Below are 13122 nucleotides of genomic sequence, written 5' to 3'. Positions count from 1 at the left end.
CTTTTATCGATTCAGTTTGGCTTTTTCGGTTTGCTTGAATCAAGTGGCTTATGCCACGATTTCACATTCAAACCATTTTCCAGCCTGTAAGTCGGGTGCTTCGGCTACTGCTGCCACTGCATTGCTGGACTGGCTTGGGCTGGCAAACACAGCAAACATGGCGGAACCGGAACCTGACATTCGAATCAACTGCGGGTTGAATTTCGCAACGCTGCTTGAAAACGCTTCAAACTGCTGTTCCCATTCGGGAAAGTTGCTTGACACAACAGTTTGTAATGCATTCTGTGTGTTGGACCGAATAAAGCCCATTAACCCGCTGTTCACTCGGCTTGCCGAATCGAAGACCGCTATTTTGACGTCACTTGAGTTGCGTGTCAATTGCGGATCGCTAAAAATTTTCGGTGTTGGGCAAGAAAGTGGTGGTTTATAAACAATTAGATGACCACTCGCCCCTGCAATCGGGGTAATTATCTCGCCGATGCCTTCTACGAATGCACTTTTGTCTTGTAAAAAGAAAGGCACATCGGCTCCCAAGGCCAATGCGATGTCATCCATTTGAATGGGCGAGAGCAGATTGCCGTAATGTTGGTTCAGCATGCGCAGCACTGTGGCCGCGTTGCTGCTACCGCCGCCCAACCCGGCTTGTTCAGGAATGTTTTTGCGCACTTGAATGCAAACCCGTTGGGCTTGCTGAATATTGGCCAGTTCAAAAAATTTTTCGCATGCTCGAACAGTCAGGTCGGTGAGCTTGGGAATGTGAACCAGATCGCCTAGTCTTTCAATGTGAAGCTGGTCATCCGGGCTGGGCTGTAACGTTAGCTCGATCTTGTCACTCAAGGTGATTGGACAAAACACACTTTGCAGAAGATGGTAGCCGTCCGCCCGACGGCCGGTGACGTGCAAAAACAAATTGATTTTTGCTGGGGAACAAGCGGACAGGTGAACGGGGGGGGCGAGGGTACTCACGCTTTCAGTTGTTCAATGAACCTTGCGGAATCAGGTCAATGCGTCCGGAAGTTTCGTTCGCGATAAAAACGATACGGTAACGGCCATTTTGATTTTCCCATGACCAATTGGCAGGCAAGGCTGGTAACTCGGTGGGGTTGGGATTCTCCATCCACTGAACAAGTGCCTCGGCGGGTAGTTCAACCGGGAACATCAGGTCAAACAGGCTTTGCCAGTCTTTGGCCAGGTAAACCCGGCCATCTGCGGCACGAACCTCGTAAAAATTCCCCAACCGTTTCGCACTGCCCAAAGAGGGTCCCAAGGTTGAATTGACTTCCATGTAGGCGATTTCAGGTGCTAGGCTGGGCCCCGATCTTCCTGAGCGCCATTCATAGCTGCCAGACACGGATTCAGCCTCAACTTTACCGTCGGCTTGTTGAACTTTCCAGATCAAGCCAAAGCGGCCATAGTGACAACTGGACTGTAGTGCTTTGCAATCCACTTCAATACCGCTTTCCTGGCCCAATGTGCTGCAGGCGCCAAGCGTTGCTGCCACCAGCCCAATGCATGCAAAGCGCAACAGACGAAAATTACCCGATACCATGCGCTTAAATTTCCTCCAGTTGTTGCACCAGTTTCTTCAAAGCTTGGCTGTTTGGGTAACTCACGCTCAATTTGTTGCCCAATTGGCGTGCTTCTTCTTTTTTGCCGGACCTGATCAAGACTTCAAGCAGATGCAGGCCAATTTCTTCGTCCTGGCGCAATCCGTAGGCCTTTTTTAGCGCCGCTTCAGCACTGTCGATTTCACCAAGGCGGTAGTGCACCCAACCCAGAGAGTCCAATATGAAAGGATCATTCGGTGCAAGTTCAACCGCTTTTTTGATCAGTTCCATGGCTTCGTTCAGCCGGATGTTGTTTTCAGCCCAAGTGTAGCCCAGCGCATTGTAGCCATGCGGATTGTCAGGATTCACCGCGATTAGCCTTCTTAGATATTGCTCCACACGGGGAAGGTCGTCTTGACGCTCGGCGACCATGGCGCGTTCGTACAGCAAATCAGGCTGGTCCGGAAAAGTGGAAAGTGCTTGCTCCAGTTCCGTGGCTGCTTCTGCCGGCGCTTTGCGGGATTCCGCAAGTTGTGATTTGGCCAGTGCAAGGCGAACCGATTCATCCTCATTTTTTGCTTTGTACTGGTTCAGCACGCGTTTGGCCGCTTGTGCGTTGCCTTGTTTGTCAAAGAGGGCGGATTTCTTGAGTTGAACATCGATGTTGTCGGCCGCATTTGGCGTGCTGTCCAGCCATTTCAGTGCCGACACAAAGTCTTTCCTTTCCACGGCCATGTCAGAAAGCGTGGCATGAATCAGCACCTCATTCTGACGGTCAGCAGCAGGAGTTTTGTTCAGGTAAGTCCTGAAATGTGTTTCGGCGCCTTTGTAGTCTTTAAGTTGAGTGAGTACAAAACCCTGGCTTGAATACAGCGGAATGTTGTTGGGTTGAAGCGCCAGCATTTCCGCGAAGCGTTGGCGCGCCTGCTCCCACTGCCCAAGCTGGGTGTGGTTGCGTGCCAGGTAAAGGCGGGCGCCAAACCAGTCGGGGTTTAACTGTGCCTGGGCATCGATCAACTTCATGGCAGCATCGGTGCTGCCATCGCGTTTTTCCATGAATTGGGCGGTCAGTACGTAGAAGCGTTCTTGCGGAGAAATGCGCAACACGTTTTCCATGTGCCCCACAGCCTGCGCGTGCAATTCCGATGAGTTGGCGAGCTGAGCCAGCAGCGTTTGAATATTCAAATCATCGGGCGCGTTGCCAAACAGTTCAAGGCCGGTTTGATAGGCTTTTGTTTTGTCGGGGATGCGCGTCAGCATGTCGAGCGCCACTTTCTCTGGGCTTACACCGCCAAGGCCGGGGTTGGAATTTTCAACCTTTTGGACTTCCGCCAGGTATGCGCGCAGGGCTGGTAAAGCCTCGTCTACTTTGTTGGTGCCCAGTTGAAGCAACATAATGGATCGGCTGGCTTGCTTATCTTCTGGCGCTAGCTCGGCCCAAACCTTTGCAGCGGTCAATGCCAGTTCAAGCTGGCCTTCACCTAGCCCCAGTTCAACAGCTCTTTTGGCCAATTCGGGGTTGTTTTGCTGTTTGGCCGCTTCTGTATAGGCCAGCATGGCAGAATAAATGTCACCACGTTGGCTGGCTATTTCAGCAGTCAGCAGGGCAAACAAAGGGTCTTGTTTCACCATTTCTGCGACGCGGGCTTCATAGGCCTGCTGTTCTGGCGGTATTTCCTTTTCAGCGCTGGATTGTGCGGCAGGTGCTGTTGCACAGCCTATCAACGCGCTGGTGGCCAGTAAAATCGCAGTACTGCGAACGGTCCATTTAAAACAAGTCATACTGTTGAACCCAAAAACATTGATGAATCACCATTCTTTTTTATCACATTAACAGATGCGCGTGCGTGCTTTAGCTTATGCCTGAATTACCCGAGGTAGAAATCACCAAAAGAGGCGTGGCCCTGCATTTCACAGGTCAACGCCTGTTGGCGTGCACAGTGCGCCAGCCCCGCTTGCGCTGGCCTGTTCCTGTTGAAGTGCAAAGTTGTGTAAAGCAGATTTTGCAGGGGGTGGACCGCCGCTCGAAATACATGTTGATGGATTTTGGCGTGCATGTGCTGGTTGTGCACTTGGGCATGTCGGGGTCCATGAAAATTGTGAGCGCAAGCACCCCTTGGGACAAACATGACCACATCGAATGGAATTTTGGCGACAAGGTTTTGCGCTACAACGACCCGCGCCGTTTCGGCAGTGTTGAATACGCCGCAAAGGCACCCGGTTGGGAATCGATGTTCCCAAGATTTGCAAAGTTGGGACCCGAACCATTCAGCGATGCATTCACCCCCGAGTCATTTTTCAAAGCCACGCGGGGCAAGAAAATTTCAATCAAAGCCCTGTTGCTTAGTGGACTTGCTGTGGTGGGTGTGGGCAATATTTACGCCTGTGAAGCACTGTTTCGAAGTGAGATTCGACCCGGCAAGGCTGCTGGTCGTCTAAGCCGTGCAAATACGACAGCTTTGCATGCAGCTGTTGTTGCGGTGTTGGCCGAAGCAATCGAGCGGGGCGGATCTACTTTGCGCAACTTTCAAGCCATTGATGGTGAATTGGGGCACTTTCAGTTGCACTGCGATGTGTATGGTCGGGAAGGCCAACCCTGCAAACGTTGCAGTGGGGTAGTGAAACGCCGGGTGATGAATCAACGAAGCACCTTTTATTGCGCGCAATGTCAGAAATGAGTTCAGAAATGCCCTCAGCTTTAAACCTGCTTAATGGCCAGCCTTTTGCAGACGTTCTGGTGCGCTGGCAAAAGCAGCATGGCCGCCAAACCTTGCCCTGGCAGCACACTGGCGACGCCTACAAGGTGTGGCTAAGCGAAGTGATGTTGCAGCAAACGCAAGTGGCCACAGTGCTGGCCTACTATGCAAAATTTTTGCAGGTCTACCCCACCGTGGCTGACCTGGCTGCAGCGCCTGAACAAGATGTGATGCAGCTTTGGGCCGGCTTGGGTTATTACACCCGTGCGCGGAACTTGCATGCGTGTGCCAAACAGGTGGTGGCGAGGTTTGGCGGCCAGTTTCCGCACACGGTGGCTGAACTGGAAAGTTTGCCTGGCATTGGCGAGTCCACGGCCGGAGCGATTGCTTCGCTGGCCTATGGTGTACAAGCCCCCATTCTGGACGGCAATGTGAAGCGGGTGTTTTGCAGGTACTACGGTGTGGAAGGGTACCCTGAGCAATCTGCGATTAAAAAGAGTTTGTGGCGCATCGCAGCAGGCAACGTGCCTGTGGCCCAGCCGGGTGTTTACAACCAGGCCTTGATGGATTTGGGGGCCACCTGCTGTGTGCCACGTAACCCGAACTGTGCAGCTTGCCCTTTGATGAAGAGTTGTGAGGCGCTTCGCAAAGGCATGGTGGGTTTGTTGCCCACGCCAAAACCCAAAAAGGCACGTCCAGAGTTGTTTTTCATCAGCTTGCTTGTTGAGGATGAGCACGGTGGTGTGCTGCTTGAACTTCAAACCGAAAAAGGCGTGTGGCAAGGCTTGTGGATGGTACCCAGCGTTCAGTGTGCAAGCGCACCCAGCGTTCGGGATATTCAGCAGTGGCTGGATGCGCGCCTCGGCGATTTTTCACTGCTAGATTTCAGGGCCCAGCTTGTGCAGCAGCTCGATGCGCTTGATCAACAGAATTGGCTTGTTCATGAATTAACCCACCGAAAAATGCATTTCAAGGTGCTGCATGTAAAGGTGAACGGCGAGTGGCCCCAGTGCTACACGCCCAATGAAAAACCAGTGCCTAAAATTGTGCACAAGTTGATTGTGCAGGCAGCGAACCAGAACGGCTCAGTCCAGGGTTCGGTGGCGAATCAAAACGCTCTCGATTTCTGACAATTGTTTTTCAGTGAAACGGCGTGCAAGTGTTTCAGCTACATACACCGAGCGGTGTTGGCCGCCGGTGCAGCCGATTGCCACTGTGACGTAGCTGCGTTGTTCATTCAAATAAGAAGGAAGCCATTTTCGCAGATACGCTTCAATGTCGTTGATGAGTTCGTCACTGCGTAGATCGCTTTGTATGTGGTGTTGAACCTCAATGTCTTTGCCGGTCAAGGGGCGAAGGTTTTTGATGTAATAGGGATTGCTTAGGCAACGCACATCGAAAACAAGGTCCGCATCGCTGGGCAATCCTTTCTTGAAACCAAACGTTTCAAAAACAAGCGTCAGTTTTGCAGATTCCTCTTCAACTGTTTCCAGCACCCATCGACGCAATGCATTGGGCAACAAGGCCGATGTGTCAATACAGCTTGCAATTTCCCGAAGTGGTTCCAGCGCTTCACGTTCGGCATCCACACATTCCTGAACCGTCGCTTGTTCACCAAGGCGCGCGCTCATGGGGTGGCGTCGTCGGCTTTCTGAATAACGGGTGACCAATGTTTCATCGTCTGCATCCAGGAACAGGATGCGGACATCGGTGCCACTGGTTTTCAATGCACCAACGATTTGGGGCACATCCACGATGTCTCTGCCGGTGCGTGCATCAGCAGCAATGGCAATTTGTGAAATACCTTCGGTGGACAAGCGGTTGATTACCTGCGGAATAAACGACGGTGGCAGGTTGTCGACACAATAAAAATGTGAATCCTCAAGTGCGCGAATGGCCACTGATTTACCCGATCCGGACAAGCCGGTGACCAACACCACTTTCATTTCAATCGTGCCCCATGTCGGTTTCTGTATCTGGGTCTACCTGCAAATGCTCAATACCGCCGAGTTCGCTAAGCATGGCTTTTTGCTGTCGAATCATGAATTCATCCAGTGTGTTGATGCCCCGCATCTGCAGAATGGAATTGCGCACCGCAGCTTCGAGCAAAACCGCAAGGTTGCGGCCTGCGGCAACTGGCAAAATTGCTTTGCGAATTGGCAAGCCAAGCACTTCCTGAAATTGTTGCTCGGTCACCAAGCGTTCCTGGTGAAGTTCAAGCGAGGCTTTGCGCACCAGGTGCACAATCAGCTTCAGGCGCATTTTGCGCCGCACGGCGGTTTCACCAAAAATTGCCTTAATGTCCAATAGGCCAACACCGCGCACTTCCATCAGGTTGCGAATCAGTTCCGGGCAGCGGCCTTCGATTAAATTGGGTGCAACGCGTGAAAATTCGACCACATCATCGGCCACAAGGCCATGCCCGCGTGAAATCAACTCCAAACCCAATTCGCTTTTGCCAAGTCCCGATTCACCACAAATCAGCACGCCCATGCCCAGAACATCCATGAATACACCGTGCATCATGGTGGTGGGTGCAAGCCATTTGTTGATGAATACGCGAAGGAAGTCGATGATTTCCGCGGCGGAAAGCGGCGTGGCCAGCAACGGAATATTGGCTTCGTCGCAGGCTGCCTTTAGTAGCGGGTGAGGCTGGAATGATTCAGCCACGATGATTGCAGGTGGGTCGCCTTCGACGAGTTTGTCGATTTGGTGTTTTTTGCGGTCGTCGCTGATGCGCGCGAAGTATTCAATTTCTTGACGACCAAACACTTGAATGCGACCGGGGTGAATGGTGTTCAGGTGACCCACGAGGTCAGAGGACGCAAAGCACTGCAGGTCGAGGTGACGTTCACCACCGTTCAAACCCCCAAGCCAATCCAGCTTGAGTTTGTTGCGGTTGGCTTCGATCAGTTCTTTCAGTTGCTTCACAGGCGTTTAACTCGCGGGTTGGTAAGGCTCCCAGTTGGCGATAAGCTGGTGCGTGGCGCCGGGATCAGCTTCGGTCATTAATTTCTCGCGGAAATCTTTGTCGGACAGCATTTGAGCCAGTTCTGACAGTATATCCAGATGATGCTGGTTTGCGCTTTCCGGTACCAGTAAAAACATGAGCAGCTTAACGGGTTGGCCGTCGGGTGCATCAAAGGGAATCGGGTCTTGAACCCGCACCAAAGATGCGATCGGTTCGCGCAGCCCTTTGATGCGCCCGTGCGGCACCGCGACTTGCTGACCTAAGCCGGTGGAGCCCAAACGTTCGCGCGCAAAGAGGCTGTCAAACACCTTGGACCTTGCGATGCCTTGGTTGTTTTCAAAGACCAGGCCTGCTTGTTCAAACACGCGCTTTTTGCTGGTGACCTGTGTATCCAACAAGATGTTGGATGGTGGAAGTAGATTTGCGATTAAGTTCATCGCTGTTGATTCCTGGGACCCGCCTTTAATCGTGGGGCCGATTATACGCCATAAAAACAGAAAAGGCGGATTGAACTCCGCCTTTTGATTTTCCCTGAAATTACAGTGGTTTATTCAGCTTCTTCAACCGCTTGGTGTTTCAAGGGGGTGTGGTTGTGGTTGGTTAGCTTGTCTTTGTGACGTAACACCTGCCGATCCAGTTTGTCGGCCAGCGCGTCAATGGCGGCGTAAAGATTTTCGTGCGTAGCTTCGGCATGAATGTCTTTGCCGCGAACGTGCAGTGTGACATCTGCCCTTTGAACAAGTTTGACGACCGAAATGGTCACCGAAGCATCAATGACATGGTCAAAATGCCTTTTCACCCGATCCAGTTTCTCGATCACGTAGTTTCGAATAGCTGGGGTAACTTCCAGATGATGACCATTGATGTTCAAGTTCATAAGGTATCTCCTTTCGTTGCTGCGGGGGAAGCTTTAACAGTTAAAGCGACTTGCGCATGTTCACCGGGGGGATTTTCAGTGATTCCCGGTATTTAGCGACCGTGCGTCTTGCGACCACGATGCCCTGTTGACCGAGTAGGTCGGCGATTTGGCTGTCAGATATCGGCTGCTTGGCGTCCTCCGCAGAAATCAGTTGCTTGATGAGTGCACGAATTGCCGTGCTGGAAGCCTGACCACCTGAATCGGTAGAAACATGACTCCCGAAGAAATACTTTAGCTCAACCAACCCATAGGGCGTCAACATATATTTTTGCGTGGTGACCCTTGACACGGTCGATTCATGCAGTCCCAACAAGTCGGCAATTTCTCTAAGAACCAAGGGCTGCATTGCGATTTCGCCATGGTTGAAGTAGCCGATTTGTCGTTCAACGATCGATTGGCTAACCCGTAAAATAGTGTCAAATCGCTGCTGGACGTTTTTTAACAGCCAGCGTGCTTCTTGCAAGTGGGCGCTAAGTTGTGCGCTTTGGCCTCGATGGGACCGCAAGATGGAGGCATACATTTCATTGATGCGAATTTTTGGCATTACATCAGGATTCAGTTGAACATGCCACTGGCCGCTAAGTTTTTTGACAATGACATCCGGCACGACATGGTCATCGTCAATTCGACGGAAACGGGCACCCGGAAAGGGTTCCAGCGAACGAATGATCTGATGGCAAAGCTTCAGCGCGTCTTCTTCAATGTTCAAGGCTTTTTTCAGCTTGGTGAAGTCGCGTTGGGCCAATAAGCCAAGGTGGTCGCGAATGATGGCTTGGCAGCTGGCGTAAAGACTGGCTTGGCTGGTGATGTCTTTGCGCTGGGCCAGCTGCAGCATCAGGCATTCAGACGCGTTGCGCGCGCCCACGCCGGATGGGTCGAAGCTTTGCAGCAGGCGAAGTGCGGCACTGAGTTCTTCGAATTCAAGGTCAGGTTCGTCTTGCAGGGTCTCCCACAGGTCTTCCAGTTCCACGGTCAAGTAACCGTCGTCGCTCAGGTAGTCGATCAGCCACAGCACCAGATTTTTGTCGCGTTCGGAAGCCTGCGTCATGCGCAATTGGTCGATCAGGTGTTGGTGGAGGCTGCTGTCGGGTGCAGCCAGTTGCAGACCTGGTTTTTCTTCGTCGCCATCGGCGCCAGCACCGCTGTTGTCGCGCCAGTCGCCTTCCCAGTTGTCCTGAATGGAATCGATGGTTTCGCGTTGAACAATGTCTTCACTCTGGTTGTCTTGCTCAGCCTGTTGATCGCTTACAGGATCAGGGGCTTTACGCGGATCGGGTTCCGCCTCAAAGTTGTCTCCTTGGGGCTCATGCAACTCACCGTTGCTACTGTCCAGACTCAAGGTGCGTTCGCCCTCGATCGCTTCTTCGTCGGCCAATTCAAGCAAGGGATTTTCGGCGAGCGCCTGCTGAATTTCCTGCTGCAATTCCAGCGTGGAAAGTTGTAGCAAACGAATGGATTGTTGCAGCTGAGGCGTAAGCGTCAGGTTTTGCGAAACTTTAAGCTGAAGGGATTGTTTCATGCGGCTTTCAGCTTTACATCCGGAAATGTTCGCCGAGGTACACCCGGCGTACGTCGTCGTTTTTTACGATTTGCTCGGGGCTGCCCGAGGCCAAAACCCGACCTGCGCTGATAATGTAAGCGCGGTCGCAGATACCCAGTGTTTCACGTACGTTGTGATCGGTAATCAGCACGCCAATGCCTTTGGACTTCAAAAACGCAACAATGCGTTGAATTTCCAGCACGGCGATCGGATCAACGCCAGCAAAAGGTTCATCCAGTAAAATGAATCTGGGTTGGCTGCCCAGTGCGCGCGCTATTTCAAGTCGGCGGCGCTCACCGCCTGAAAGCGATGCGGCCAGGGAGGTGCGAATGTGGGTAATTTGCAGGTCGTTCAGAAGGTCTTCGACTGCCTGGTCCACTGTTTTGTCTTTCGGTGGATTAATTTCCAGCACAGCACGTATGTTGTCTTCTACTGTTAACTTCCGGAAAACCGACGCTTCTTGCGGCAAATAAGACAAACCTGCGCGGGCCCGCTCATGAATGGGTTGTAGCGTGATGTCACGACCTTCAAGGCAAATATTGCCTTCATCAGCAGCCACCAAACCTACAATCATGTAAAAACAGGTGGTTTTGCCAGCGCCGTTGGGGCCGAGCAAGCCCACCACTTCGCCGGTGTCAACATGAAGGGAAACGTCTTCAATCACCCGTTTGCTGCGGTAGGCTTTGCGCAGGCTAAGCGCCTGGAGGCGGCCTTGGCCAGTCAGTGTTTGTGCGGCGGTGTTGTTGCTCAATTTGCTGGTTCCGAAGCTTGGGTTTTTGGCTTGATCACGGCCTGAACGCGAGAGCCGCCGGTTTTGCCGGGCGTGCCCAGTACATTCAAAAACTCGGTGTTCTGTTCGTAAGTGATTTTGTTGCCCGAAATGGACTCGGTCAGTTGACCATTGGTGCTTTTCTGAATGCTGGCGCCGCCTGTCAAAGTGACGATGGATTTGTCACCATCAAATTCAATAGAATTGCCTGTGCCGTTAATCAACAACACCTCGCCAGGCGTTTCAGAGTCGCGCTGTTGTTTGAATCGTGCGGGCTTGCCCTCAACCTTGGCGAACTGTGTGCCATCACTGCGTTCTGTCAGGGTCAGTTTGTCGCCCCGAATGACCAGGCTTCCGCGTGTCAGCAACACATTGCCGCTGAACACGTTGACGTTGGACTTTTCGTTGTAAGTCATTTGGTTGGCATCAATTGTGGTGGGCTGTTGCTTGTCTGATTGCAAGGCTTGTGCAGCAGAACCCATCGCGAGCATGCCTGCAAGTGTTGCTGCAGAAATCCATGGTGTGAGTTTCATTGTTTTGCCTCTAAGCGAAACTTGACTGAACCTTGCGCTGTGAGTTCGCCGGTGTCGTTGTTAAGGGTAGCCCCCAGTGCTTCAAACCTTTGACCGGGCCTGACGACCAGAACTTTTTTGTCGGTTGAGATCTCGTTGGTAATGTTGTCGACTTTCATTTCGTCAGAGGTCAGGGTGGTGGTCAATCCTTCATTGTTGCTGTTCACGATCACGTTTTCTTTCAGGAAAATTTGATCCTCGTCCAGCAGGTAAACGCCTTTGTCCGCATTGGCTTTCACCATCACATTGGCAGGCTCAAACTGCTCAAGCTCGGGTTTTTCGATGTTCCAGACATTGCCTTGCGGGATGTGTTCTGCGAATTCGCTACGAATGATGGAGTACTTGTTTTCCGCGAGGTTGTGGCTTTGTACGGAAAAGTTTCGTAAATAGTAATCACTGGTGGTGGGGTCGGCTTTTCCCTGTGTGCCGAACAGGCTTAATTCAGACTGAACCGCAAACCAGTACGACGCCGCTGCCATGAGAAATGTCAGCAGCAGCGGGATGAATTGCGAAATCAGGTTGAAGAAAGCGCTGATAGGTCTCACTGGGATTCCCAGGGGTTTTTGTAACCCGCTTGGTTCATCAAAATGAAATCACACAGCTCGCGCGCTGCGCCGTCTCCGGGCGGGCGGGTGTTGATCCAGTTTGCAGTGCTTTGCATGGCTTGGGGCGAGTGTGGTGTGGTGGCTGCCAGGGCAACCTGTTGCAACACAGGGTAATCTGGCCAGTCGTCGCCGAAAAAGCCACATTCTTGCCACTGTAGGCCGAGCGACTCGCGTATTTCATCGTAGGCGCGAAGTTTGGTTTTACAGCCTTGCACCAGCTGGTAAATGCCCAGGTCTTTGGCACGCTTTTCAACAATGGTGCTTGATCTGGCCGTGATCCACACCACTTTGATGCCATGGTCCATTAAAAGCCGAAGCCCTTGCCCATCGAATACGCTAAAACGCTTCATGGTCTCGCCATCGTTTCCGAAGTAAAGCCCGCCGTCGGTCAGGGTGCCATCGACATCGAATCCCATTAACTTGATCTGTGAAGCAGCTTGAACTGCGGTGGGTTTGTTGTTCATTACACTACCTTGGCTTCAAACAGATCATGGAAATTCAGCGCACCAACGATTTGATTTTGTTCGTCGGTTACCACCACTTGGCTGATGTGGCACACCTCCATCATGCGGACCGCTTCAACAGCCAGTTTTTCGGCAGAGATGGTTTTGGGTGCACTGTTCATGACCTCACTAACCGACAAACCCCGCAAATCGAGGCCCTGTTCAATCAAGCGACGCAAGTCGCCATCGGTGAATATGCCCAGGAGCCTGTTGTCAGGTGAGGTAACAGCTGTCATGCCCAAACCCTTCTTGGTAATTTCCAGAATGGCATTTGAGATGGTGGCTGAAGGAGGTACTTTGGGGATTCGGTCGCCCTTGCGCATTACATCGCTGACATGGGTCAGCAATTTGCGGCCCAAGCTGCCGCCAGGGTGCGACATTGCAAAGTCTTCTTCGCTGAAGCCCCTTGCTTTCAGAACCACCACGGCCAGCGCGTCACCCATGGCCAAGGCAGCAGTGGTGCTGGCTGTGGGTGCCAGGTTCAAAGGGCAGGCCTCCTTTTCTACACCACAATCCAGAACCAGGTCTGCTTGGCGCGCCAGCGCAGAGTCAAGTTTGCCGGTCATGGCCACGATCTTGGCACCGCGGCGTGTGATGGCAGGCAGTACCGCAACCAGTTCTTCGGTGCTGCCTGAATTGGACAGCGCAATGACCACGTCGTCGTGGGTAATCATGCCCAAGTCGCCGTGCGAGGCTTCCGTGGCATGGACGAAAAAAGAGGGCGTGCCCGTGCTGGCAAAAGTGGCTGCAATTTTCTTGGCCACCAGGCCAGACTTCCCGACGCCGACCAGAATAACCCGGCCAGTGCAATTCAAAATGGATTGGACTGTGTCGGCGAACTGCGTGTCCAGACGGTCAGCCAAAGCCGATACTGCGTTGGCTTCAATTGACAGCGCTTCCCTGGCCAAGGCTAGAAATTCATGATTGTCGATATTCGACGGTGTTGTTGGCATGGCGGACCCTGATAGACTTAGCCCCAAAGGAGCTTGAGACTGTTCTC

Annotated in this window: 15 protein-coding genes; 2 read left to right on the top strand and 13 right to left on the bottom strand. The window is 52.4% G+C overall.

Annotated elements, in window-relative coordinates:
* Positions 1-48: 48 nt before the first annotated feature.
* From ispE to NSP04_RS00700, 3 genes are read right to left on the bottom strand one after another with little or no spacing between them, the layout of a single operon-like run.
* Entirely contained in the window at positions 49-966 is a 918-nt protein-coding gene (ispE, locus tag NSP04_RS00710) for a 4-(cytidine 5'-diphospho)-2-C-methyl-D-erythritol kinase (protein WP_257510416.1), read from the bottom strand.
* 4 nt (positions 967-970) lie between these two features.
* The gene (locus tag NSP04_RS00705) at positions 971-1549 is read right to left on the bottom strand and encodes a hypothetical protein (protein ID WP_257510415.1); all 579 of its coding nucleotides are present in this window, start codon (positions 1547-1549) and stop codon (positions 971-973) included.
* A 4-nt stretch (positions 1550-1553) separates the two neighbouring features.
* Positions 1554-3329: a tetratricopeptide repeat protein gene (locus NSP04_RS00700; protein ID WP_257510414.1), complete on the bottom strand. Its 1776-nt coding sequence runs from the start codon at positions 3327-3329 to the stop codon at positions 1554-1556.
* Positions 3330-3406: 77 nt separating this feature from the next.
* On the opposite strand from NSP04_RS00700, the gene mutM reads away from it, so the two are divergent.
* A complete protein-coding gene (mutM, locus tag NSP04_RS00695) occupies positions 3407-4225 on the top strand; it encodes a bifunctional DNA-formamidopyrimidine glycosylase/DNA-(apurinic or apyrimidinic site) lyase (protein WP_257510413.1) in 819 nt (272 codons plus the stop codon).
* An 8-nt stretch (positions 4226-4233) separates the two neighbouring features.
* Positions 4234-5373: an A/G-specific adenine glycosylase gene (gene mutY, locus NSP04_RS00690; RefSeq protein WP_257510412.1), complete on the top strand. Its 1140-nt coding sequence runs from the start codon at positions 4234-4236 to the stop codon at positions 5371-5373.
* Here mutY and rapZ read toward each other — a convergent pair.
* From rapZ to NSP04_RS00640, 10 genes are all read right to left on the bottom strand, one after another.
* Positions 5329-6189: an RNase adapter RapZ gene (gene rapZ, locus NSP04_RS00685; RefSeq protein ID WP_257510411.1), complete on the bottom strand. Its 861-nt coding sequence runs from the start codon at positions 6187-6189 to the stop codon at positions 5329-5331. The two genes, mutY and rapZ, sit on opposite strands and share 45 nt — an antisense overlap.
* A 1-nt stretch (position 6190) precedes the next feature.
* Positions 6191-7174 carry an HPr(Ser) kinase/phosphatase gene (hprK, locus tag NSP04_RS00680; protein WP_257510410.1) on the bottom strand — a complete coding sequence of 328 codons (984 nt, stop codon included), beginning with the start codon at positions 7172-7174 and terminating at the stop codon, positions 6191-6193.
* Between the two features lie 6 nt (positions 7175-7180).
* Positions 7181-7651: a PTS sugar transporter subunit IIA gene (locus NSP04_RS00675; RefSeq protein ID WP_257510409.1), complete on the bottom strand. Its 471-nt coding sequence runs from the start codon at positions 7649-7651 to the stop codon at positions 7181-7183.
* 110 nt (positions 7652-7761) lie between these two features.
* Entirely contained in the window at positions 7762-8091 is a 330-nt protein-coding gene (gene hpf / locus NSP04_RS00670) for a ribosome hibernation-promoting factor, HPF/YfiA family (RefSeq protein WP_257510408.1), read from the bottom strand.
* A 40-nt stretch (positions 8092-8131) separates the two neighbouring features.
* Positions 8132-9652 (bottom strand): RNA polymerase factor sigma-54, encoded by a 1521-nt coding sequence (locus NSP04_RS00665; protein ID WP_257510407.1) that lies wholly within the window; start codon positions 9650-9652, stop codon positions 8132-8134.
* Between the two features lie 13 nt (positions 9653-9665).
* A complete protein-coding gene (lptB, locus tag NSP04_RS00660; RefSeq protein WP_257510406.1) occupies positions 9666-10424 on the bottom strand; it encodes an LPS export ABC transporter ATP-binding protein in 759 nt (252 codons plus the stop codon).
* Complete coding sequence (lptA, locus tag NSP04_RS00655) at positions 10421-10975, bottom strand: lipopolysaccharide transport periplasmic protein LptA (RefSeq protein ID WP_257510405.1); 555 nt, start codon at positions 10973-10975, stop codon at positions 10421-10423. Before lptA ends, lptB begins: the two co-directional genes overlap by 4 nt.
* Complete coding sequence (gene lptC, locus NSP04_RS00650; RefSeq protein ID WP_257510404.1) at positions 10972-11559, bottom strand: LPS export ABC transporter periplasmic protein LptC; 588 nt, start codon at positions 11557-11559, stop codon at positions 10972-10974. Before lptC ends, lptA begins: the two co-directional genes overlap by 4 nt.
* Complete coding sequence (locus NSP04_RS00645) at positions 11556-12083, bottom strand: KdsC family phosphatase (protein WP_257510403.1); 528 nt, start codon at positions 12081-12083, stop codon at positions 11556-11558. Before NSP04_RS00645 ends, lptC begins: the two co-directional genes overlap by 4 nt.
* A complete protein-coding gene (locus tag NSP04_RS00640; protein ID WP_257510402.1) occupies positions 12083-13075 on the bottom strand; it encodes a KpsF/GutQ family sugar-phosphate isomerase in 993 nt (330 codons plus the stop codon). Before NSP04_RS00640 ends, NSP04_RS00645 begins: the two co-directional genes overlap by 1 nt.
* Positions 13076-13122: the final 47 nt, after the last annotated feature.

Origin of the sequence: Limnobacter parvus (assembly GCF_024623725.1) — a bacterium.
Classification (GTDB): domain Bacteria; phylum Pseudomonadota; class Gammaproteobacteria; order Burkholderiales; family Burkholderiaceae_B; genus Limnobacter; species Limnobacter parvus.
The sequence above is the reverse complement of the archived record's forward strand: the minus strand, read 5'-3'. Positions and strand labels throughout refer to the sequence as shown.

Coding starts and splice junctions, on each gene's coding strand:
- NSP04_RS00705 (WP_257510415.1), bottom strand. CDS start 1,549: ATGGTATCGGGTAATTTTCGTCTGTTGCGCTTTGCATGCATTGGGCTG.
- NSP04_RS00700 (WP_257510414.1), bottom strand. CDS start 3,329: ATGACTTGTTTTAAATGGACCGTTCGCAGTACTGCGATTTTACTGGCC.
- mutM (WP_257510413.1), top strand. CDS start 3,407: ATGCCTGAATTACCCGAGGTAGAAATCACCAAAAGAGGCGTGGCCCTG.
- mutY (WP_257510412.1), top strand. CDS start 4,234: ATGCCCTCAGCTTTAAACCTGCTTAATGGCCAGCCTTTTGCAGACGTT.
- rapZ (WP_257510411.1), bottom strand. CDS start 6,189: ATGAAAGTGGTGTTGGTCACCGGCTTGTCCGGATCGGGTAAATCAGTG.
- NSP04_RS00675 (WP_257510409.1), bottom strand. CDS start 7,651: ATGAACTTAATCGCAAATCTACTTCCACCATCCAACATCTTGTTGGAT.
- hpf (WP_257510408.1), bottom strand. CDS start 8,091: ATGAACTTGAACATCAATGGTCATCATCTGGAAGTTACCCCAGCTATT.
- NSP04_RS00665 (WP_257510407.1), bottom strand. CDS start 9,652: ATGAAACAATCCCTTCAGCTTAAAGTTTCGCAAAACCTGACGCTTACG.
- lptA (WP_257510405.1), bottom strand. CDS start 10,975: ATGAAACTCACACCATGGATTTCTGCAGCAACACTTGCAGGCATGCTC.
- NSP04_RS00645 (WP_257510403.1), bottom strand. CDS start 12,083: ATGAACAACAAACCCACCGCAGTTCAAGCTGCTTCACAGATCAAGTTA.
- NSP04_RS00640 (WP_257510402.1), bottom strand. CDS start 13,075: ATGCCAACAACACCGTCGAATATCGACAATCATGAATTTCTAGCCTTG.